This window comes from Pseudomonas sp. GW823-FHT01D03, from assembly GCF_058798255.1.
The window spans coordinates 4,852,674-4,873,464 of record NZ_JBXAKK010000001.1 but is presented as its reverse complement, the minus strand read 5'-3'; the positions used below and the strand labels follow the sequence as shown (position 1 = coordinate 4,873,464).

19 protein-coding genes are annotated in these 20,791 nt (G+C 60.2%); 5 read left to right on the top strand and 14 right to left on the bottom strand.

Translation table 11 applies throughout. The features are described 5' to 3' along the window. Positions 1-8 precede the first annotated feature (8 nt). From aauR to AC1RBR_RS21440, 10 genes are all read right to left on the bottom strand, one after another. Entirely contained in the window at positions 9-1,337 is a 1,329-nt protein-coding gene (aauR, locus tag AC1RBR_RS21485) for a two-component response regulator AauR (protein WP_492566511.1), read from the bottom strand. After that, positions 1,334-3,235: a two-component sensor histidine kinase AauS gene (gene aauS / locus AC1RBR_RS21480; protein WP_492566510.1), complete on the bottom strand. Its 1,902-nt coding sequence runs from the start codon at positions 3,233-3,235 to the stop codon at positions 1,334-1,336. Before aauS ends, aauR begins: the two co-directional genes overlap by 4 nt. 218 nt (positions 3,236-3,453) lie before the next feature. Continuing rightward, positions 3,454-4,188: an amino acid ABC transporter ATP-binding protein gene (locus tag AC1RBR_RS21475; RefSeq protein WP_480403870.1), complete on the bottom strand. Its 735-nt coding sequence runs from the start codon at positions 4,186-4,188 to the stop codon at positions 3,454-3,456. Beyond that, positions 4,185-4,856 (bottom strand): amino acid ABC transporter permease, encoded by a 672-nt coding sequence (locus AC1RBR_RS21470; RefSeq protein ID WP_003227756.1) that lies wholly within the window; start codon positions 4,854-4,856, stop codon positions 4,185-4,187. Before AC1RBR_RS21470 ends, AC1RBR_RS21475 begins: the two co-directional genes overlap by 4 nt. Continuing rightward, positions 4,856-5,602, bottom strand: coding sequence for an amino acid ABC transporter permease (locus AC1RBR_RS21465; RefSeq protein ID WP_095136943.1), 747 nt, complete (start codon positions 5,600-5,602; stop codon positions 4,856-4,858). Before AC1RBR_RS21465 ends, AC1RBR_RS21470 begins: the two co-directional genes overlap by 1 nt. 190 nt (positions 5,603-5,792) lie before the next feature. Next, positions 5,793-6,719: a glutamate/aspartate ABC transporter substrate-binding protein gene (locus AC1RBR_RS21460; RefSeq protein ID WP_095136944.1), complete on the bottom strand. Its 927-nt coding sequence runs from the start codon at positions 6,717-6,719 to the stop codon at positions 5,793-5,795. A gap of 465 nt (positions 6,720-7,184) precedes the next feature. Continuing rightward, positions 7,185-8,720 (bottom strand): glycerol-3-phosphate dehydrogenase, encoded by a 1,536-nt coding sequence (glpD, locus tag AC1RBR_RS21455; RefSeq protein ID WP_492566509.1) that lies wholly within the window; start codon positions 8,718-8,720, stop codon positions 7,185-7,187. Between the two features lie 328 nt (positions 8,721-9,048). Next, entirely contained in the window at positions 9,049-9,804 is a 756-nt protein-coding gene (locus AC1RBR_RS21450; protein ID WP_007916700.1) for a DeoR/GlpR family transcriptional regulator, read from the bottom strand. Positions 9,805-9,899: 95 nt separating this feature from the next. Further along, complete coding sequence (gene glpK / locus AC1RBR_RS21445) at positions 9,900-11,402, bottom strand: glycerol kinase GlpK (protein WP_095136946.1); 1,503 nt, start codon at positions 11,400-11,402, stop codon at positions 9,900-9,902. 77 nt (positions 11,403-11,479) lie between these two features. After that, positions 11,480-12,331 (bottom strand): MIP/aquaporin family protein, encoded by an 852-nt coding sequence (locus AC1RBR_RS21440; RefSeq protein ID WP_027612073.1) that lies wholly within the window; start codon positions 12,329-12,331, stop codon positions 11,480-11,482. A 361-nt stretch (positions 12,332-12,692) separates the two neighbouring features. Here AC1RBR_RS21440 and ybaK point away from each other — a divergent pair, with 361 nt between their 5' ends. Further along, positions 12,693-13,163 (top strand): Cys-tRNA(Pro) deacylase, encoded by a 471-nt coding sequence (gene ybaK / locus AC1RBR_RS21435; protein WP_003227741.1) that lies wholly within the window; start codon positions 12,693-12,695, stop codon positions 13,161-13,163. A gap of 95 nt (positions 13,164-13,258) precedes the next feature. Further along, complete coding sequence (locus tag AC1RBR_RS21430) at positions 13,259-14,041, top strand: PhzF family phenazine biosynthesis protein (RefSeq protein ID WP_115984345.1); 783 nt, start codon at positions 13,259-13,261, stop codon at positions 14,039-14,041. Between the two features lie 121 nt (positions 14,042-14,162). Here the strand turns inward: AC1RBR_RS21430 and AC1RBR_RS21425 are convergent, their stop codons facing one another. Together AC1RBR_RS21425 and argF are read right to left on the bottom strand one after the other, a co-directional pair. Beyond that, a complete protein-coding gene (locus AC1RBR_RS21425) occupies positions 14,163-15,272 on the bottom strand; it encodes an ABC transporter ATP-binding protein (RefSeq protein ID WP_492566508.1) in 1,110 nt (369 codons plus the stop codon). Continuing rightward, a complete protein-coding gene (gene argF, locus AC1RBR_RS21420) occupies positions 15,269-16,189 on the bottom strand; it encodes an ornithine carbamoyltransferase (protein WP_095136949.1) in 921 nt (306 codons plus the stop codon). Before argF ends, AC1RBR_RS21425 begins: the two co-directional genes overlap by 4 nt. A gap of 404 nt (positions 16,190-16,593) precedes the next feature. On the opposite strand from argF, the gene plzR reads away from it, so the two are divergent. The 3 genes from plzR (at position 16,594) to grxD (ending at position 19,563) form a co-directional block, all read left to right on the top strand. Further along, complete coding sequence (plzR, locus tag AC1RBR_RS21415) at positions 16,594-16,884, top strand: PlzR type 4 pili assembly inhibitor (RefSeq protein ID WP_027612069.1); 291 nt, start codon at positions 16,594-16,596, stop codon at positions 16,882-16,884. A 134-nt stretch (positions 16,885-17,018) separates the two neighbouring features. Next, entirely contained in the window at positions 17,019-19,124 is a 2,106-nt protein-coding gene (locus AC1RBR_RS21410) for a molybdopterin oxidoreductase family protein (protein ID WP_492566507.1), read from the top strand. 97 nt (positions 19,125-19,221) lie between these two features. Further along, on the top strand, positions 19,222-19,563 hold the full coding sequence (grxD, locus tag AC1RBR_RS21405; RefSeq protein WP_016773402.1) for a Grx4 family monothiol glutaredoxin: 342 nt from the start codon (positions 19,222-19,224) through the stop codon (positions 19,561-19,563). Positions 19,564-19,695: 132 nt separating this feature from the next. Here grxD and bfr read toward each other — a convergent pair whose 3' ends face one another. Next, on the bottom strand, positions 19,696-20,169 hold the full coding sequence (gene bfr / locus AC1RBR_RS21400) for a bacterioferritin (RefSeq protein ID WP_007963971.1): 474 nt from the start codon (positions 20,167-20,169) through the stop codon (positions 19,696-19,698). 200 nt (positions 20,170-20,369) lie between these two features. Beyond that, positions 20,370-20,588 carry a bacterioferritin-associated ferredoxin gene (locus tag AC1RBR_RS21395; protein WP_003227725.1) on the bottom strand — a complete coding sequence of 73 codons (219 nt, stop codon included), beginning with the start codon at positions 20,586-20,588 and terminating at the stop codon, positions 20,370-20,372. Positions 20,589-20,791: the final 203 nt, after the last annotated feature.

Sequence of the window (20,791 nt, the reverse complement as noted above, 5' to 3'; positions counted from 1 at the left end):
CAGATCCATCAGTGGCTCAACCCGTATTTTTTCACTTTGTCGAACAGCGTGGTCTTGGCCATGCCCAGTTCCAGACTGGCCTGGGTCAGGTTGCCGCCGCTGCGTTGCAAGGCGTCATTGAGCAGGTTGCGTTCGAACGCTTCCACTGCTTCGGCAAATGCCAGACCCTGACCGCCGCCGCTGGCGCCGGATTTCTTGAAGGCCGGCAGACCGAGGGCAAAGCGCTCGGCGACGTTACGCAGTTCGCGCACGTTGCCCGGCCAGTCGTGGCTCATCAGGTTCGACAGGGTCTGGTTGTCCAGCTCCGGCAACACCCGGTCGAAACGCAGCGCCGACTGCTGGCTGAAGTGCTCGAACAGTTGCAGGATGTCTTCACGGCGCTCGCGCAGTGGCGGCAGTTCCAGGGTCACCACGTTGAGGCGGTAGTACAAGTCGCTGCGGAACTCACCGGCCTTGCTCGCTTCGTCGAGGTCGGATTTGGTCGCGGCAATCACCCGGCAATCCACCGCCACGCTCTGGTTTGAACCGAGGCGTTCGAGGGTGCGTTCCTGCAATACCCGTAACAGCTTGATCTGCATCGGCAGGGGCATGCTTTCCACTTCATCGAGGAACAGTGTGCCGCCGTCGGCGTGTTCGATCTTGCCGATGCGCCGTTTGCCGGCGCCGGTGAAGGCGTTGGCCTCGTGGCCGAAGATCTCGCTTTCGAAGAGGTTTTCCGGCAGGCCGCCGCAGTTCAGCGCGACGAACTGCTTGCTGTGGCGGCGGCTGAAGTCGTGCAGGCAGCGGGCGACCAGTTCCTTGCCGGTGCCGGTCTCGCCTTCGATCAGCACGTTGGCCGAAGTGTCGGCGACGTTGGCGATCAACTCGCGCAGGTTCTGCATGGCGGGTGAACGACCGATGATTCGGCCTTCGAGAGAATCGCGCTCGGCCAGTTGCCGCCGCAGCGAAGACACTTCCCGAGCCAGGCTGCGTTGCTCCAGCGCGCGACGAGCGACGTCCACCAGGCGCTCCGGCGAGAACGGTTTCTCCATGAAATCGTAGGCGCCTTTCTGCATCGCGCCGACCGCCATGGAGATGTCGCCATGACCGGTGATCAGCACCACCGGCAAACTGCGGTCGCGCGCCTTGAGGCGCGTCAGCAGTTCCAGGCCATCGATGCCGGGCAGGCGAATGTCGCTGATGACGATCCCGGCAAAGTTGTCGCCGACCCGCTCCAGCGCTTCTTCGGCACTGCCGACGCCGATGCAGGGAATGTCTTCCAGGGTCAGCGCCTGTTGGCAGCCGAGCAGCACATGGGGGTCGTCTTCGACGATCAGCACACTAAGGTCGTGGTTCATATTGGCTCGGCAGGAGTAGGGCTTACCAACGGTAAACTGAGGACGAAGGTGGTGCCACCGCTGGCCGGGTGTTCGACACCCAGGTGCCCGCCGGTGGCGGCCGCGAGGCTGGCGGAAAGGGTCAGCCCGAGGCCCAGACCCTGTTCACCGGGTTTGGTGGTGAAGAACGGCTCGAACAGATGCTTGCGTGTTTCGGCATCGACGCCGTGACCGTTGTCGCGCACCCGCAGGCGATATTTGCCGTTGAACTCTTCGCCTTCCAGCCACAGCTGCGGCGAAGGTTGCGCTTGCATGGCGTCGAGGGCGTTGCCGATCAGGTTGACCAGAATCTGTTCGAGGCGGGTCTGGTCGATCTGCACCTGCACGTCGAGAAATTGCCGATGCAGTTGCAGTGACGCGCTCTCGACCCGGGCACCGAGCACTTGCAGGGCCGCGTCCACCGCTTTGCCGAGGCTGGCCTGGCCCTTGTCATCGCCACGGCGGGCGAACGAGCGCAGGCTGGCGGTGATCCGGCCCATGCGGTCGATCAGGTCGTTGATGGTCTTGAGGTTGGTGCTGGCGACGTCGAGCTGGCCGCGTTCCAGAAAGCGAATGGTGTTGCCGGACAGGGTGCGCATCGCCGCCAGCGGCTGGTTCAGTTCGTGGGCGATGCTGGTCGACATCTGGCCGATGGCCGCGAGTTTGCCGGCCTGCACCAGTTCGTCCTGAGCGCGACGCAGGGTCTCTTCGGCCTGGCGGCGCTCGCGGATCTGGCTCTTCAGCCGTTCGTTGCTGGCGCGCAGGTCGCCGGTGCGTTCGGTGATCCGCCGCTCCAGCTGATTGTTGGCTTCCTGCAAGGCTTCGCGGGCGGCGAGGCGGGTGGCGATGACCTTGCGCCGCTCGTTCCAGGCGATCAGCAGGAATGCCACCAGCGCGAAAGCCACCGCCACCAGGATTGCCTGATTGACCGCTTCACGACGCAAGTCCTGCAACGGTGTGAGCAGGGTGAAATTCCATGGCGTGTCGCTCAGCGGCCGGGTCTGCGCCAGGTAGCTGATGCTGTCGTCATCGGCGCTCAATTCGCTGTTGGCCGGGAAGGTCAGTTTCTCCACACCGTCGGCCAGGGTTTCGCGGGCCAGCGGTTGCAGTTCGTTGAGCGGGAACCAGTAATACTGCAGGCTGCGGGCGAGCTTCTCTTTGGTTTCATCGCTCAGCGGCACCACCGATTTCAGGCGCCGTGCCGGATCGCTGGAGAGAATGATGATGCCGTTCTCGTCGCTGACGAAGGCTTCCAGGCGTGCGCGCTGCCAGCGTTCTTCCAGCGCTTCGAGGCGCACCTTGACCACGGCGACGCCGATGATCTTGCCGTGTTCTTCCAGGCCATGGGCGAGGTAGTAACCGGGTTCGCCGCTGGTGCTGCCGATCCCGTAGAAACGTCCGGGCTCGCCGCGCACGGCGTTCTGGAAATAGGCGCGAAAGGACAGGTCTTCACCCAGATAACTGTCGACGTCGCGCCAGTTGCTGGTGGCCATGACGCGGCCGGTGGTGTCCATCACGTAGATGGCCCGACTGCGGCTGCGCCGGTTCAGGCCTTCAAGGTATGCATTGACCGTTTGCCGGTGTTCCGGGGTCGGGTCGGCCAGCAGTTGCGGGACACTGGTTTCCAGTTCCAGCAGGCTGGGCAGGTAGGTGTATTTGCTGATCTCGCTTTCGACCGTGCGCGCGTGCAGTTCGAGCTGACGCTGGCCATTTTCGCTGAGGCTGCGGATGCCGAAATGCTCACTGGTCCAGAAGCCGATGTAACCCAGTCCGATCATCAGGATGATGATCAGCGGCGGCAGGAACAGATGGCGAATCAGACGGGGCTTCACGGCAAGTGATGGCGGCGCTGCGCGATAGAGATTGGGGTCGCATTTCATCACAGTTGCCTTGGGTCAACCAGCGCTGCCGCGGACGACGCACTGGTTTGGTCGAGCCTGGAACCTGTGGCGAGGGAGCTTGCTCCCGCTCGGCTGCGAAGCAGTCGTAAATCCATTCAATGCGGTGTTTCAGATCGATCGCATTGGCAGGTTTTGGGGCCGCTGCGCGACCCAGCGGGAGCAAGCTCCCTCGCCACAAGGGCAAATCGGTGTTGCTTTTAGTGCTGCAGGATTTTCTCGAGGAAGTGCTGCGCGCGTTCGGAGCGTTGGCTGATGTCGCCAAAGAACTCTTCTTTCTTGCAGTCTTCGATGATCTTGCCGGCGTCCATGAAAATCACCCGGTCAGCCACTTTGCGCGCGAAGCCCATTTCGTGAGTCACGCACATCATGGTCATGCCTTCCTGGGCCAGTTGCACCATCACGTCGAGCACTTCGTTGACCATTTCCGGGTCGAGCGCCGAGGTCGGTTCGTCGAACAGCATGACGATCGGGTCCATGGCCAGTGCGCGGGCAATCGCCACACGCTGCTGCTGACCGCCGGACAGTTGCCCCGGGTGCTTGTGCGCATGCGCCGACAGGCCAACGCGTTCCAGCAGTTGCAGACCTTTCTTGGTCGCCTCTTCCTTGCTGCGGCCCAGCACCTTGATCTGCGCGATGGTCAGGTTCTCGGTGATGGTCAGGTGCGGGAACAGCTCGAAGTGCTGGAACACCATACCGACGCGCGAACGCAGTTTCGGCAGGTTGGTCTTGGAGTCGGCAATCGAGGTGCCGTCGACAACGATGTCGCCTTTCTGGAACGGCTCCAGCGCGTTGACGCACTTGATCAGGGTCGACTTGCCCGACCCCGATGGGCCGCAGACCACGATCACTTCGCCTTTCTTGACCTCGGTGCTGCAATCAGTCAGCACCTGGAAGTCGCCATACCACTTGTTGATATTCTTGATGGAGATCATACGGCAAACCTTTTTTGCAGACGCTTGACCAGCAGCGAGGCGGAAAAGCTGATGATGAAGTAGACGACACCGGCAAAGATCAGGAACTCGTTGGAGCGACCGATGATGTCGCCGCTGGAGCGGGCGGAGTTGAGGAAGTCCACCAGGCCCACGGTGTAGACCAGCGAGGTGTCCTGGAACAGGATGATCGACTGTTGCAGCAGCAACGGGGTCATCTTGCGGAACGCCTGGGGCAGGATGATCAGACGCATGGTCTGGCCATAGGTCATGCCCATCGCTTGCGCGGCGGCCATCTGGCCTTTGGGGATCGACTGCACGCCGGCCCGGACGATCTCACAGAAGTACGCGGCTTCGAACATCATGAAGGCCACGACGCAGGAGGTGAACGCACCGATCGGCGTGTCTTCGCCAGTGATCCAGCGCAGCACGAACGGCACCGCCAGGTAGAACCAGGTGATCACCAGCAGCAGCGGGATCGAGCGGAAGTAGTTCACATAGGCGCCGGCCACGCGCGACAGCAGTTTGCTGGATGACAGGCGCATCAGCGCGAGGATCGTCCCCAGCACGATGCCGCCGACCACGCCCATGACCATCAACTGCAAGGTCATGACCATGCCGTTCCACAGGCCCGGGATCGCGGGGATGATGCCGCTGAAATCGAAGTCCATTATTTACCCCCCACGGAGATCAGGCCGGGCACTGCAACTTTCTTCTCGACCATGCGCATCAGCAGCATCAGGCTCATGTTCAGGGTGAAGTAGATCAGCGTGGCCAAGGTGAAGGCTTCAAACAGGTTGGCCGAGAACTCGGCGGTCTGTTTGGTTTGCGCCAGCAGTTCCATCAGGCCGATCAAGGACGCCACGGAGGAGTTCTTGAACACGTTGAGGAATTCCGAGGTCAGCGGCGGAATGATGATGCGGTAGGCCTGCGGCAGCAGCACGTTCCAGTAGATCTGCGGCAGCTTGAAGCCCATGGCGCGGGCGGCGGATTCCTGGCCGCGTGGCAGCGCCTGGATGCCGGTGCGCACTTGCTCGCAGACCCGGGCAGCGGTGAACAGACCCAGGCAGATGACGACACTCAGGTAGGCCGAGGTGGTCGGGTTCAGATCCTGCTTGTACCAGTCCTGCAGGTTTTGCGGCAGCAGGTCGGGCACCAGAAAGTACCAGATGAACAGCTGCACCAGCAGCGGCACGTTGCGAAACAGTTCGACGTAGCAGGTCGCGATGCCCGATACGAGGCGGTTCGGCACCGTGCGCATGACCCCCAGAATGGAGCCCAGCAGCAAGGCGATGATCCATGCCACGATGGCGATGGCAATGGTCCAGCCCAGGCCGGCGATGTACCAGTCGAGATAAGTCTCGCTGCCAACGCCGGTGGACTTGAAGAACACGCCCCAGTCCCAGTTGTAATTCATTAGGGTCTCCCCTCGAAATCGATCGATGTACAAGCACCCGCTTGGGGAAGATCCTTTCCCGTCCGACGTTGAACGCCGGGCACACGCGATCGGCTCGAAAACCGCCAGGTCGAGTGTTCCACTGTAAAACCAGCAGGTAACAGACGCCTGAGGGAGGATGGCTCCCTCAGGTGATAAGGTTAGTCAGGAATCAGATTTTTACGTCAGGCGCCGGCTTGTCGCTCGGGTTGGCGATCAGATCTTTTACCTTGTCGCTCATCGGGAAGTTCAGGTTCAGGCCTTTTGGTGGAATCGGGCTCTCGAACCACTTGCTGTAGATCTTGTTGATCTCGCCGGACTTGAACAGGCCGACAATGGCGTCATCCACAGCCTTCTTGAAGGCCGGGTCGTCCTTGCGAACCATGCACGCGTAGGCTTCGAACGACTGCGGCGTACCGGTGATGATCCAGTCGGCCGGCTTCTTGGCCTTGGCTTCTTCACCGGCCAGCAGGGCGTCGTCCATCATGAAGGCAACGGCGCGGCCGCTTTCCAGCATGTTGAAGGATTCACCGTGGTCCTTGGCGGAGATGATGTTCATGCCCATCTGCTTGTCGGCGTTCATCGCTTTGATGATGCGCTCGGACGTGGTGCCGGCGGTGGTCACGACGTTTTTGCCTTTGAGGTCGGCGAAGTCTTTGTAGGACGGGTTGCCATCCTTGTCTTTCTTGACCAGCAGACGGGTGCCGATTTCGAAGATGTTGACGGTGAAGTCGACTTGCTGGGCGCGCTCGGCGTTGTTGGTGGTGGAACCACACTCGATATCCGCGGTGCCGTTCTGGATCAGCGGGATACGGGTTTGCGAGGTCACCAGGTTGTATTTGACCTGCAGGTCTGGCTTGTTCAGGTCTTTTTTCAGGGCTTCAACGATGGCCAACTGAATATCGTGGGAGTAGCCAACGGGTTTACCGGAAGCATCCGCGATGTAGGAAAACGGGATGGAACTGTCGCGGTGAGCGAGGGTGACGGTGCCGGAATCGTTGATCTTCTTCAGGGTGCCGGTGAGTTCGGCGGCGAAAACTGGCGTGCTGATCAGAGCGGCCGCAATGGCTGCGCCCAGGATATGGGGAACGATGCGCATCAAATTTTCCTCGAATTGTTTTTTTTATGGAGCCAGTTCGTCGGCCCTTTTGTGCTTCGAATGCCTGACGGCTCCTGAAGTGTTGGCACAGCAGGCATTCGTCGAGAGAGTGTAGAGCATGAGTCGTGCCAGACCAGTCGATAGTGGCTAATGGCTTGATTTATAAGGTGATTAAAGTTTTGTGTCGGTGTTTTTGGCTGAGGCTGATCCGGTTATCCGAATTGACCGGGAGGTCGCGTTCGGAAATCCGAACGATCTGTCGTCGGTTGTTTTCGGCAGCGCGACCTTTGTGGCGAGGGAGCTTGCTCCCGCTGAACTGCGCAGCAGGCCCGCTTTTATAAATGGGGCCGCTGCGCGACCCAGCGGGAGCAAGCTCCCTCGCCACAGGTAAAGTGGCCAGCCCGGATAAACAAAAAAGCCCCTGAATCGTGAGATTCAGGGGCTTCGTTTCAAGCGCTGTAAACGTCAGGCCGCTTCAGTCTTGCGGGCTTGCTCGACCTTGCCCAGGTAAGCCGCCAGTTTCTCTTGCTCGGCCGGGGTGGTGAACAGGCCCAGTTTGCTGCGGCGCCACAGAATGTCGTGCGCAGTGGTGGCCCATTCTTCGCTGCACAGGTAATCGACCTCGCGGGTGTAGAGCCCGCCGCCGAGGTGTTCGCCCATGTCATTCAGCGACTCTACGCCTTCGAGCATGCGCCAGGTGCGGCTGCCGTAGGTGGTGGCCCAGCGGCGGGCGATCTCGGTCGGGACGAAGTCGAACTTGTCGCGGATCTGCGCGCTCAAGGCCTGCGGGGTAGTCATGTCTTCGCCGCCGGGCAGGGTCGCGGTGGCGGTCCAGCTCGGGCGCATCTGGGTGAAGTACGGCATCAGTTGGGCCATCGCCGACTCGGCGAGTTTGCGGTAGGTGGTCAGCTTGCCGCCGAACACTGACAGCAGCGGTGCTTCTTCGCCGCCACCGGACAGCGCCAGGGTGTAATCGCGTGTCACGGCGGACGGGTTGTCGGATTCGTCATTGCACAGCGGACGCACGCCCGAGTAGCTGTGCTGGATGTCGTCGCGGCTGATCTGCTGCTTGAAATGGGCGTTGACCACTTTCAGCAGGTAATCGGTTTCGCCGTCGGTGATTGCCACTTTCGCCGGGTCACCGGTGTATTCGCGGTCAGTGGTGCCGATCAGGGTGAAGTGATTCAGGTACGGAATGGTGAAGACGATGCGCTGATCTTCGTTTTGCAGGATGTGCGCGTGATCGCCTTCATACAGCTTCGGCACGATGATATGGCTGCCCTGAATCAGGCGAATGCCGTACGGCGATTCCATCTTCAGGTCGTCACGGATGAACTTGGCGACCCACGGGCCGGCCGCGTTCACCAGAGCTTTGGCGGTGATCGAAAACAGGCTGCCGTCAGCGCGTTCCAGGTTCAGGTGCCACAGGCCCTTGGCGCGGCGGGCGCTGACGCAACGGGTCTGGGTGTGCACATGGGCACCTTTTTCCCGGGCGGCCATGGCATTCAGAACGACGAGGCGGGCGTCATCGACCCAGCAATCGGAGTACTCGAAGCCTTTGGTGATTTCGCTTTTCAATGCGCTGTCGGCACCGAACTTCAGGCTTTTCGAACCTGGCAGCTTTTCACGCTTGCCGAGGTTGTCATAGAGGAACAGACCGGCGCGGATCATCCACGCCGGGCGCAGGTGCGGACGGTGCGGCAGCACGAAACGCATCGGCTTGACGATGTGCGGCGCCTTGGCCAGCAGCACTTCGCGCTCGGCCAGCGCTTCACGCACCAGACGGAATTCGTAATGTTCGAGGTAGCGCAGGCCACCGTGGATCAGCTTGCTGCTGGCCGACGAGGTGTGGCTGGCCAGGTCATCCTTTTCGCAAAGGAACACCGAAAGCCCGCGACCGGCGGCATCCGCTGCGATCCCCACGCCATTGATCCCGCCGCCAATCACGGCAACGTCGTAGATCTCGGAGATAGGGGGCGTACGCAAGGTAGATGTGGACATCGGCTGGCCTCGGGCTCTTTTGATTTTCTGTCTTGGAAATCGAACATAAATGTTCATTTGCGAAAATGGTAGCCCATAAAGACGCGCGCAGCCAGTCACGTTCGATTGAAAAAACTCATCGAAGGGCGGCTAAAAGAAAATTTTCGAACATTTAGAATTGCTGAGGCACTTTTGTGGCGAGGGAGCTTGCTCCCGCTCGGCGGCGCAGCCGTCGTAAATCCGGTGCGCAAGGCGTGGCTGGATGAATTGGGTTGGATGGTTTTGGGGCCGCTTCGCAGCCCAGCGGGAGCAAGCTCCCTCGCCACAGGGGAGCTGCACCAAGTGGGGTTTAAACGACTTCCAGACGAATCTTGTGCTGGCTCAGCAACTGCGCCAGTGCCGGCACCGGCTGCTGATCGGTCACCAGGCAGTCGATCAGGCTGATCGGACCGAGGCGGATCATCGCGTTGCGCCCGAACTTGCTGGAGTCCGCCGCCAGAATCACCTGCCGCGCATTGGCGATGATCGCCTGCGACACGCGCACTTCCTGATAATCGAAGTCGAGCAGGCTACCGTCTTCGTCGATGCCGCTGATACCCACCAGTGCGAAATCGACCTTGAATTGATTGATGAAGTCCACGCTCGCCTGACCTACCACACCGCCGTCACGGCGCACGTTGCCGCCAGTCAGCAGCACATCGAAATCATCCTTGGCGCTGAGCATCGAGGCGACGTGCAGGTTGTTGGTGATGATCTTCAGATGGTTGTGATTGAGCAGGGCGCGGGCAATCGATTCGGTGGTGGTGCCGATGTTGATGAACAGCGAGGCATGATCGGGGATCTGCGCGGCGATGGCTTCGCCGATGCGTTGTTTTTCGTCGCGCATCTGGTCGGCGCGCATCGCATAGGCGGTGTTTTCGACGCTTGAATCATAGGCCGCGCCGCCATGGTAGCGGCGCAACAGATTGGCTTCCGCGAGCTGATTGATGTCGCGGCGGATGGTTTGCGGGGTAACAACGAACAGCGTGGCCATTTCCTCGATGCTCACATAGCCGCGTTCGCGGACCAGCTCGAGGATTTGCTGCTGACGGGGAGGCAGATTCATGGGGCTTCCTTTGGGCTGCCGTGCAAAATTTGCCCATGATGCCGCAGGAATCCGCTCCCGACCAGTTAGTTGCCTATCAGTCTCTGAAGGTTGGCTTATTCAGCGTCTTCACGCGCCCAGTCACGGGTGCGGCTGACGGCTTTTTTCCAGCCTTTGTACAGTTTCTCTTTCTCGACTTCTTCCAGGCTCGGTTCGAACTCACGCTCGATCACGGCCTTGCCGCGCAGTTCGTCGAGGCTGCCCCAGAAACCGCACGCCAGACCGGCCAGATACGCTGCGCCGAGAGCAGTGGTCTCACGCATTTGCGGACGCTCGACCTGAGTGCCGAGGATGTCGGCCTGGAACTGCATGAGGAAGTTGTTGGCCACTGCGCCGCCGTCCACGCGCAGGGCCTTGAGGCGTTCGCCGGAGTCCTGTTGCATGGCGTCGAGCACGTCGCGGGTCTGGTAGGCGATCGATTCCAGCGCAGCGCGGATGATGTGATCCACGCGTACGCCACGCGTCAGGCCGAACAGTGCGCCACGGGCATACGGGTCCCAGTACGGAGCACCGAGACCGGTGAAGGCCGGTACGAGATACACGCCGTTGCTGTCCTTCACTTTATTGGCGAAGTATTCGGTGTCGTGAGCGTCGTTGACGATCTTCAGTTCATCGCGCAGCCACTGCACGGTCGAACCGCCGTTGAACACCGCGCCTTCCAGAGCGTACGCCACTTCGCCACGTGGGCCGCACGCGATGGTGGTGAGCATGCCGTGCTGCGATTTCACCGCTTTGTCGCCGGTGTTCATCAGCAGGAAGCAGCCGGTGCCGTAGGTGTTTTTTGCCTGGCCCGGCTCGACGCACATCTGGCCGAACAGTGCCGCTTGCTGGTCACCGGCGATACCGCCGATGGCGATGCCGCTCTTGGTGCGACCATAGATTTCCGAAGAGGCTTTGACCTCCGGGAGCATCTCGCGCGGGATGTCGAGAATTTCCAGCATCTTCGAATCCCACTCCAGAGAGTGAATGTTGAAGAGCATGGTGCGCGAGGCGTTGGTGTAGTCGGTGACGTGCACCTTGCCGCCGGTGAATTTCCAGATCAGCCAGCTATCGACGGTGCCGAACAGCAGTTCGCCGTTGCGCGCACGCTCACGGCTGCCTTCGACGTTGTCGAGGATCCACTTCAGCTTGGTGCCGGAGAAATACGGGTCGGTGACCAGGCCGGTGTTGTCGCGAATGTACTCTTCGTGGCCATCGCGCTTGAGCTGCTGGCAGATCTCGGTGCTGCGGCGGCACTGCCAGACGATGGCGTTGTACACCGGACGACCGGTGGTCTTGTCCCAGACCACGGTGGTTTCACGCTGGTTGGTGATACCGATGGCGGCCACCTGATCGTGATGCAGACCGGCCTGGGCCAGTGCTTCGACCATCACTGCGCTCTGGGTGGCGAAGATTTCCATTGGATCGTGTTCGACCCAGCCGGCTTGCGGGTAATGCTGGGCGAATTCGCGCTGGGCGGTGCAGACCACGTTCGCGTCGCGGTCGAAAATGATCGCGCGGGAGCTGGTCGTACCCTGATCGAGGGCAATGATGTAGTTCTTATTCTGAATGTCGGTCATGTCGATTGCCTTGGACGAAATAAGGGAGAGTGGGCCGTGGCGCGGGCTCTAAAGGGCAGGAACCCGCGCCGACTGTTTCAAGAAGTTCTTGGTTTGCCGTCAATGGCCGGTTCTGCATCCTTTGTAGCAGGTGTGGCGCCGGTCAGGTGACGGGCGATGAGCCCGCGATACCCGGCAGCGCCGAGGCAGGCACCGACAATCGGTGCAAAAATCGGAATCAGGAAGTACGGAATATCGCGACCGCCAGTGAAGGAAATTTCACCCCAGCCGGCGAAGAAAGTCATCAGTTTCGGACCGAAGTCACGCGCCGGGTTCATCGCGAAACCGGTCAGCGGGCCCATCGAGCTGCCGATCACCGCGATCAGCAGGCCGATCAGCAGCGGTGCCATCGGGCCTTTCGGTAGACCGTTGTTGTCATCGGTCAGGGCCATGATCACGCCCATCAGGATCGCGGTGATGATCATCTCGACCAGGAATGCCTGAGCGGTGGACAGTACCGGATTGGGGAAAGTCGAGAATACCGAGGCCAGCTCAAGGCTGGCGGCGGTGCCACGCACCATGTGGTGAGTTTGTTCGTAATCGAAGAATAGATTGCTGTACAGCGTGTACACCAACAGCGCACCGCAAAACGCGCCGGCGATCTGCGACAGGATATAGAACGGCAGTTTGCGCTTTTCGAAGTCGGCGAAAATGCTCAGGGCAATGCTCACGGCGGGGTTCAGGTGCGCGCCGGAAACCCCGGCGGTCAAGTAGATCGCCATGCTCACGCCGACGCCCCAGATGATGCTGATTTCCCACAGACCGAAGCTGGCGCCCGCGACTTTGAGCGCGGCGACACAACCGGTGCCGAAGAAGATCAGCAGTGCAGTCCCCAGAAACTCGGCCAGACATTGGCCGGAAAGCGAAGGTTGCTGTAAAGCAGTTGTCATTGAAAACCTCGATTTTTGTTGTTGTCTGGCGCGTTTGCCGTCAGGGCAAGGCGCGATTTTCCCCGGGGCAGGATCCCCATCCTGTTCCCGGTTACTGCTGGGTGCTGCGGTGATGATAATTCTTACATTATTCAGATTCGAAAAAATATAGACAAGAAACAAACCTGTCAAAGGTCGAAAGTGAACCGCCGGTCACAATTAAACTATCAGCCTGCTGAATGATCCTGCGAGTGAACGCGGCGCTAGTTCGGCGATATGCCCGCAAAGCCCGGAAAACGGGGCTTGCGCTAGAGCCTTTTGCGAGGTGATGGCCTAGAATCCGGCGCATGATTTTTCTGTTGATGCCGAGCCTGGAGCTGCCATGACCCCTGCGTTGGACTTGTTGAAAAAAGTTCGTGCCGAACATCGCGTGCACAGTTACGAACATGACCCGAAAGCCGCATCCTATGGGCTGGAGGCCGCCGAGAAGCTGGCGCTGGAGCCGGCGCAGGTGTTCAAGACGCTGCTCGCTGCCAGCGAAAAAGGTGAATTGCTGGTGGCGGTGGTGCCGGTCGTCGGAAGTCTTGACCTCAAAGGCTTGGCCCACGCGGCGGGCGTGAAGAAAGTCGAAATGGCTGACCCGGCGGCGGCGCAGCGTTCCACCGGTTACCTGTTGGGCGGCATCAGTCCGCTGGGGCAGAAGAAGCGTCTGCGTACCTTCATCGATAACTCGGCCCAAGGCTTTGCGACTATTTATGTCAGTGCTGGCCGACGCGGCCTGGAAGTCGAGTTGGCGCCGGCGGTTCTGGCTGAACACACCCAGGCCAAATTCGCCGACATCGGTCGTGCATGACCTTGCGTTCTGTATGAAGAAAATTGCCCGCTTCTGTCACTGGCGCTGAGCGCAGCGCGGCTGCATGCTCTGCCGACTCATTCAGGGAGAAGGTTATGCAGCTCGAATTTCATCAGGTTGATGCGTTCAGTGATCGGCCGTTCAGTGGCAACCCGGCGATGGTGTATCGGCTCGATGCCTGGCTCGCGGACGATTTGATGCAGAAGATCGCCGCCGAACACAACCTGGCGGAAACCGCGTTTGTGGTGCGCGAAGGCGCAGCGTGGCACATCCGCTGGTTCACTCCGACCACCGAGGTGCCGTTGTGCGGGCATGCCACACTGGCCAGCGCCTATGTGTTGTTCGAGGTCTACAAGGAAAACGCCGAGCGGCTGGACTTCACCTGCAAGTCGGGGCCGCTGAGCGTCAGTCGCGAGGGCGATCGCCTGTGGCTGGACTTCCCGTCGATTGTGCCGTCAGAAATTGGCGTGACGCTGGATGTCGAGCGCGCGCTGGGCGTCGAGGCGGTGGATGTGCTCGGCTCCAACGAGTTGTTTGTGGTGCTGGAGTCGGAGCAGGCAGTGCTCGACTGCAAGCCGGACATGGTCGCGCTGGCGAAACTGCCGTGGCTCGGCGCCATCGTGACCGCGCGCGGCAACCAGCATGATTTCGTCTCGCGCTATTTCGCCCCGGCGATCGGCATCAATGAAGACCCGGTGACCGGCTCGACGCATTGCAGCCTGATTCCGTACTGGTCGAAACGTCTGGGCAAATCCAGTTTGACCGCGTGCCAGCGCTCGGCGCGGGGCGGGGAGCTGTTCTGTCGGCTGGAGGGGGAGCGGGTGAAGATCGGCGGGAATGCGACGCTGGTTGCCAGTGGCACACTGATCTTGGGCTGAACCCAAAACCAAATGTGGAAGCGGGCTTGCTCGCGAATGCAGGGTATCAGTCACCTTCATCGTTGACTGACACAGCGCATTCGCGAGCAAGCCCGCTCCCACAGTTTTGATCCAGCGCGGATCAGAGGGCGGTGCTGTAGCGGCGCACGCCGTTTTCCACTGCCGGGACTTGTGCGGCGGTGCTGCCCGATGCCTGGAACAACACCAGATGTTCAGCCGCTACTCGAATCCCCACCTCCGCACCCACCTGATGGTCGGCATGGCTGGGGAAGATCGATTCCAGCTGTGCACCGGTCGGCAGTTGCAGGCGATACAGGGTCGAGGCACCGAGGAAAGTCTTGCCGACGATCCGCGCTTTCAACCCACTGTCCGGCGCATAAACGATGTCATCCGGACGCAGCAACACATCCACCGCGCCGCCCACCGGCCAGGTGTAGGCCCGGTTGCCGCGCAGTTCGCCGAGTTCGGTCTGCACCGATTCCGGGCTGCCGAGCTGGCCGCGAATGAAATAGCCCTGACCGATGAAACTCGCCACAAACGGTGTCGCCGGTTCGTGATAGAGGTTGTAGGGCGTATCCCACTGTTCCAGCCGACCTTCCTTGAACACACCGACGTGATCGCTCACGGCGAAGGCTTCTTCCTGGTCGTGGGTCACCAGAATCGCACTGGTGCCACGGGCCTTGAGGATGTCACGCACTTCGTGGCTGAGCTTGCGGCGCAGTTCGCCATCGAGGTTGGAGAACGGCTCGTCGAGCAGCAGCAATTGCGGTTCCGGCGCCAGGGCGCGGGCGAGAGCAACTCGCTGTTGCTGGCCGCCGGACAGCTCGTGCGGGAAGCGCTTGCCGAGGTTCTTCAGATTGACCAGTTCCAGCAGCTCTTCGGTAACGCGCTCCTTGTTCGGGTGCTTGCGGATGCCGAAGGCAATATTGTCCGCGACGCTCAGGTGCGGGAACAGCGCGTAATCCTGGAACACCATGCCGATCCGGCGTTTCTCCGGCGCCAGGGTGAAACCGGCGCTGGAGATGGTCTCGCCGCCGAGCTGGATTTCCCCTTCGTGCACCGGTTCGAAACCGGCAATCGCGCGCAGGGTGGTGGTCTTGCCGCAACCGGACGAGCCGAGCAGGCAGCCGATGTCACCGGCGTTGAGGTGCAGATTGAGGTTCTGCACCACGCGTTGATCTTGATAGCCGCAAGCGAGGTTGCGCAGGTTCAGCAGTAGTTCATGGCTCATGCGTGGTGATATGCCGGTTCGACGAGGAACTCGAGCAGGGCCTTCTGTGCGTGGAGACGGTTTTCTGCCTGATCCCAGGCGACGGAACGCGGGTCATCAAGCAGGTCGAGGCTGATTTCTTCACCGCGGTGCGCTGGCAGGCAGTGCATGAACAGCACATCTTCAGCCGCCAGATCGAGCAGGGCGCGGTTCACCTGGAACGGTGCGAACAGTTTCAGGCGCTTGGCAGTTTCCTCTTCCTGACCCATCGAAGTCCAGACATCGGTGCTCACCAGATGCGCACCGCGCACGGCGTCTTGCGGATCGCGGACAATGGTCACGCGATCCCCGGCGCGGGCGACGAATTCAGGATTGGGCTCGTAGCCTTGCGGGCAGGCAACGCGCAACTGGAAGTCGAACTGGATCGCCGCTTCTATATAGCTGTTGCACATGTTGTTGCCGTCGCCGATCCAGGCCACGGTCTTGCCCTGGATCGAGCCACGGTGCTCGAGGAAGGTCTGCATGTCGGCCAGCAACTGGCACGGGTGCAGGTCATCGGACAGGCCGTTGATCACTGGCACGCGCGAGTTGGCGGCGAATTCGGTCAGGGTGCTGTGGGCAAAGGTACGGATCATCACCGCGTCGAGCATGCTCGACATGACGATGGCGCAGTCGCCGATCGGCTCGCCACGGCCCAGTTGGGTGTCACGCGGCGACAGGAAGATCGCCTGGCCGCCGAGCTGGATCATGCCGGCCTCGAAGGAGATCCGGGTACGGGTCGAGGATTTCTCGAAGATCATCCCCAGGACGCGGTTTTTCAGCGGCTCGAACAGTACGCCGCGGTTACGCAGGTCCTTGAGCTCAACGCCTCGACGGATCACGCTGACCAGCTCTTCGGGCGTGCAATCCATCAGGGAGAGAAAGTGCCTTGCGCTCATCATTGACTACCTTTTTGCTACAGACCGCAGATGCTCAAAGCCTTGTTTAACGGAACAACGGGCGAGACCTGCGGCGTAAGCCGCACGGGGCGACGAAATAGGGGAAGGCGCGATATTGACACTAAATGTCGCGTTACGCCAATAGGCTACGGTTTTTGCGGGATTCGGAGAGCGCACTGGATGTTGCAGCCGCGCATTTGAAGCCGGGTTCAGGACAGCCGCGAGCCTCTTTGTACACCGGCCTCGCCGGGCTTGGCAATGCGCCGTGGCGGGGATCAGGTCGACCAGGTCGGTTTACGACTGTGGCGCCACGCCATCACTTGGTCGGATGCTCAGACTGAAACATTTGCTAAAGCAAAGTGCTGGGTTATAAATAAGTTTCGAGCGACGCAGGAAGCCTCCGCATGGAATCGAAAGAAAAACTGTTAATGGAACTGCTGGGCCACACGGCTCGCTCACTCACGCATCTCACCGCGTCGGTCACTTCAATGTCCTTCGAACTGCTGCGTAGCGAGGACGAAGTGGTCAAGACCGCCGGCCGCCACATGATCGATCGCATGGCGACCATCAGTGCCGGGCTCGACGAGCACTGGCGGTTGATCGGCGAACTCACCGGCGTGCATGTCGCCCACGAGCAGATCGAAACCATTCAGGAAATTCAGCTGGCTGCGCCGCCGCAGCTGCCGTCGAACTGATCATGGCGGTTTATCGGCTCGCCTGATAACCGTCGATTCACAAGACGAACGTCGCTGGCGCAGGATCTGCGTCGGGGCCATAGTTTTGTTCCCGCGGGCGTGATTGCCTGCCCAGAACAAGACAGAGACTGGCCATGACCAAGACTCTCCATCACCGTGCCTGCCACCTGTGCGAAGCCATCTGCGGTCTGACTATCGAGACCACCGAAACCGATGGCAACGTCGCGATCACCTCGATCAAGGGCGATGCGCTCGACACCTTCAGTCGTGGGCACATCTGCCCCAAGGCCGTGGCCCTGCAAGACATCCAGAATGATCCCGACCGCCTGCGCCAGCCAATGCGCCGGGTCGGCAGCGAATGGCTGCCGATCGAGTGGGACGAGGCCTTTGCGCTGGTGGCCGAACGTCTGGCGGCGATTCAGGAACGTCACGGGCAGAACGCGGTGGCGGTCTATCAGGGCAACCCCAGCGTGCACAACTATGGGCTGATGACCCACAGCAACTATTTCCTCGGCCTGCTGAAGACGCGCAACCGCTTCTCGGCGACCTCGGTCGATCAGTTGCCGCATCACCTGAGCAGTTACCTGATGTACGGCCACGGCTTGCTGTTGCCGATTCCGGACATCGATCACACCGATTTCATGCTGATCCTCGGCGGCAACCCGCTGGCATCGAACGGCAGCATCATGACCGTACCGGATGTCGAGAAACGCCTGAAGGCGATTCAGGCGCGCGGTGGCAAAGTGGTGGTGGTCGACCCGCGGCGCAGCGAAACGGCAGCCATCGCCGATCAGCACTTGTTCGTGCGGCCGGGTGGCGACGCGGCGTTGCTATTCGGGGTGCTCAACACCTTGTTCAATGAAGGCCTGACCCGTGACTGTCACTTGCCGGTTGATGGCCTTGATGAAGTGCGCGCAGCCGTCGCCACGTTCACTGCCGAAGCCATGAGCCCGCTGTGCGCCGTTCCCGCTGAACAGATCCGCCAACTGGCCCGGGACTTCGCCGCTGCACCAAGCGCTGTTTGCTACGGCCGGATGGGCGTTTCCACTCAGGCCTTCGGCACGCTATGCCATTGGGTCGTGCAGTTGATCAATCTGGTGACTGGCAATCTCGATCGCGTCGGCGGTGCCTTGTGCACAGAGCCAGCGGTGGATCTGGTGGCATCGACCTCGGGCGGGCATTTCAACAAATGGCAAAGCCGGGTCTCCGGGCGACCCGAGTACGGCGGCGAGTTGCCGGTGTCGGCGCTGGCCGAAGAAATGCTCACCGAAGGCGAAGGGCAGATTCGCGCGCTGATCACTGTGGCCGGCAATCCGGTGTTGTCGACGCCAAACGGCCGGCAACTGGAGCAGGCGCTGGATGGCCTGGAGTTCATGCTCAGCATCGACCTGTACATCAACGAGACCACGCGTTACGCCGACCTGATCCTGCCGTCGACCTCGGCGCTGGAGAACGATCATTACGACACCACCTTCAATCTGTTCGCGGTGCGCAATGTCACCCGCTTCAACCGCGCGATTCTCGCCAAGCCCGACGGCGCATTACACGACTGGGAGATCTTTGTCGGTCTGGCCAAGGCGTTTGCCGAGAAGACTGGCAAGGAGCTGAAACCGACGATGCCGCCGGCGAAGATGATCGACATGGGCCTGCGCATGGGGCTGTACGGAGATGCGTCCGAGCAAAAGCTGTCATTGGCGACGTTGTTCGATCATCCGCACGGGATTGATCTTGGGGCGTTGAAGCCTAATCTGGCTGCACGCCTCAAGACGCCGAATCAACGGGTGCAGGCCGCACCACCGGAGATCCTCGCAGACCTCGCACGTTTCGCGGCCTTGCAGGCGCCAGCCGCTGATGAGCTGTTGATGATTGGCCGTCGGCATGTGCGCAGCAACAACTCCTGGATGCATAACTACCATCGGCTGGTGAAGGGCAAGCCACGGCATCAATTGCTGATGCACCCGGATGATCTCGCCAGCCGTGGGCTTAACGATGGTCAGTTAGTTCGCGTCAGCTCGCGGGTAGGGCAGATCGAGGTCGAGGTGATCGGCAGTCTGGACATGATGAAAGGCGTGGTCAGCCTGCCGCACGGTTGGGGGCATGCGCGGCCAGGTGTGCAAATGGCAATCGCCAGTGGGCAGCCAGGTTCGAGTGCCAACGACCTGACGGATGAATGCCAGCTTGATGAACTGTCGGGGAACGCCGCGCTCAATGGCGTGCCGGTGACCGTGGCTGCGGCCTGAACATGACCGTCGGGGAGACCGAGCATGGCGCTCGGGATTCCGTTACAATGCGTCACCGTGCCGACCCATGAGTCGGAAAGTTCAGCCGAGGTGCTCCATGGATATCATCGAAACGATTAAAGAGCAGATTGCCAACAACACCATTCTGCTTTACATGAAAGGCTCGCCGAATGCCCCGCAGTGTGGCTTCTCCGCGAAAGCTGCGCAGGCCGTGATGGCGTGTGGCGAAAAGTTTGCGTACGTGGATATCCTGCAGAACCCGGAAATCCGCGCCAATCTGCCGAAGTACGCCAACTGGCCGACTTTCCCGCAACTGTGGGTTGGCGGTGAGCTGGTCGGCGGTAGCGACATCATGACCGAGATGGCTGCAGACGGTTCGTTGCAAAGCACCATCAAGGCGGCTGTCGAAGCGGCTGCTGCGAACAAGTCCGAAGCCTGATCCGGCTTTTGTGGGAGCGAGCAAGCTCGCTCCCACAGGGATCTGCATCTGATCCGGGATTTGCCAATAAAAAGCCCCGCACCTCGAAAGAGGGCGGGGCTTTTTAGTGTCTCGGATTCAGCGTGCGCTAACTTACTCTTCGCCCATCTGCGATTGCAGATAGTTTTCGAGGCCGACTTTATCGATCAGGCCCAGTTGGGTTTCCAGCCAGTCGATATGCTCTTCTTCGGACTCAAGAATGTCTTCGAGCAGTTCACGGCTGCCGAAGTCGCCAACCGATTCGCAATGGGCGATGGCGGCTTTCAGATCGGCGTGGCCGGTCTTCTCGATACGCAGATCGCATTCCAGCATTTCCCGGGTGTGCTCACCGATGTGCAGCTTGCCCAGGTCCTGGACGTTCGGCAGGCCTTCGAGGAACAGGATGCGCTTGATCAGCTTGTCCGCGTGCTTCATCTCGTCGATGGATTCGTGGTACTCGTGCTTGCCCAGCTTGTTCAGGCCCCAATCTTCATACATGCGTGCATGCAGGAAGTACTGATTGATCGCGACCAGTTCATTGGCAAGGATTTTGTTGAGATGCTGGATGACTGTAATGTCGCCTTTCATGATGGGAGTCCTGCCCTGTATTAGCTGTATATAAGGCGGAGTTTGAGCTTGGTATTTATAAGTGTCAAACCTAAGTTATTGAATAATAAATGAAATTAAATCTGAATAAGAATGTTTGTGTTCCGCGTCTAGCGCCTAAGCGCTTGATTTGCAGGCATAAAAAAACCGGACATATGTCCGGTTCTTTGAAATAGGGGTGATTATGCCGCGGTAAATTCTACGGGGTAGGGGATCGCAGCCTGAGCGGTTTGCAGCTTGGTCAGGGTTTCGCGAACCACTTCCTTGGCAAGGCACGCACATTTGCCGCATTGGCTGGCGACGCCGGTGGCCTGGCGGACTTCTTTGTAGCTGCAGCAACCTTCATAGATCGCTTCGCGGATTTGTCCGTCGGTGACGCCAGTGCAGAGACAAACATACATAAGTGAGAACCGTCGCTGGTTGTGACTCAATTGCGATGGATCTTAATGTTAACGAGAATGATTGTCAAAGTGCTTTCTGAATGGTTTTCGATCGAAAGGCTGGTCACTGACGAACGGTGATTAATGGCGAATTGCCTGGCCCCGAAAATGCTGTTCCGTTATCCGCCTTGGGCAAAAAACCGTTAAGGACAGGCGAAAAACGC

Coding starts and splice junctions, on each gene's coding strand:
- AC1RBR_RS21395 (WP_003227725.1), bottom strand. CDS start 20,588: ATGTATGTTTGTCTCTGCACTGGCGTCACCGACGGACAAATCCGCGAA.
- argF (WP_095136949.1), bottom strand. CDS start 16,189: ATGAGCGCAAGGCACTTTCTCTCCCTGATGGATTGCACGCCCGAAGAG.
- glpD (WP_492566509.1), bottom strand. CDS start 8,720: ATGTCCACATCTACCTTGCGTACGCCCCCTATCTCCGAGATCTACGAC.
- ybaK (WP_003227741.1), top strand. CDS start 12,693: ATGACCCCTGCGTTGGACTTGTTGAAAAAAGTTCGTGCCGAACATCGC.
- grxD (WP_016773402.1), top strand. CDS start 19,222: ATGGATATCATCGAAACGATTAAAGAGCAGATTGCCAACAACACCATT.
- AC1RBR_RS21460 (WP_095136944.1), bottom strand. CDS start 6,719: ATGCGCATCGTTCCCCATATCCTGGGCGCAGCCATTGCGGCCGCTCTG.
- aauR (WP_492566511.1), bottom strand. CDS start 1,337: ATGAACCACGACCTTAGTGTGCTGATCGTCGAAGACGACCCCCATGTG.
- AC1RBR_RS21440 (WP_027612073.1), bottom strand. CDS start 12,331: ATGACAACTGCTTTACAGCAACCTTCGCTTTCCGGCCAATGTCTGGCC.
- AC1RBR_RS21465 (WP_095136943.1), bottom strand. CDS start 5,602: ATGAATTACAACTGGGACTGGGGCGTGTTCTTCAAGTCCACCGGCGTT.
- AC1RBR_RS21430 (WP_115984345.1), top strand. CDS start 13,259: ATGCAGCTCGAATTTCATCAGGTTGATGCGTTCAGTGATCGGCCGTTC.
- AC1RBR_RS21470 (WP_003227756.1), bottom strand. CDS start 4,856: ATGGACTTCGATTTCAGCGGCATCATCCCCGCGATCCCGGGCCTGTGG.
- glpK (WP_095136946.1), bottom strand. CDS start 11,402: ATGACCGACATTCAGAATAAGAACTACATCATTGCCCTCGATCAGGGT.
- AC1RBR_RS21410 (WP_492566507.1), top strand. CDS start 17,019: ATGACCAAGACTCTCCATCACCGTGCCTGCCACCTGTGCGAAGCCATC.
- aauS (WP_492566510.1), bottom strand. CDS start 3,235: ATGAAATGCGACCCCAATCTCTATCGCGCAGCGCCGCCATCACTTGCC.
- AC1RBR_RS21450 (WP_007916700.1), bottom strand. CDS start 9,804: ATGAATCTGCCTCCCCGTCAGCAGCAAATCCTCGAGCTGGTCCGCGAA.
- AC1RBR_RS21475 (WP_480403870.1), bottom strand. CDS start 4,188: ATGATCTCCATCAAGAATATCAACAAGTGGTATGGCGACTTCCAGGTG.
- plzR (WP_027612069.1), top strand. CDS start 16,594: ATGGAATCGAAAGAAAAACTGTTAATGGAACTGCTGGGCCACACGGCT.
- bfr (WP_007963971.1), bottom strand. CDS start 20,169: ATGAAAGGCGACATTACAGTCATCCAGCATCTCAACAAAATCCTTGCC.
- AC1RBR_RS21425 (WP_492566508.1), bottom strand. CDS start 15,272: ATGAGCCATGAACTACTGCTGAACCTGCGCAACCTCGCTTGCGGCTAT.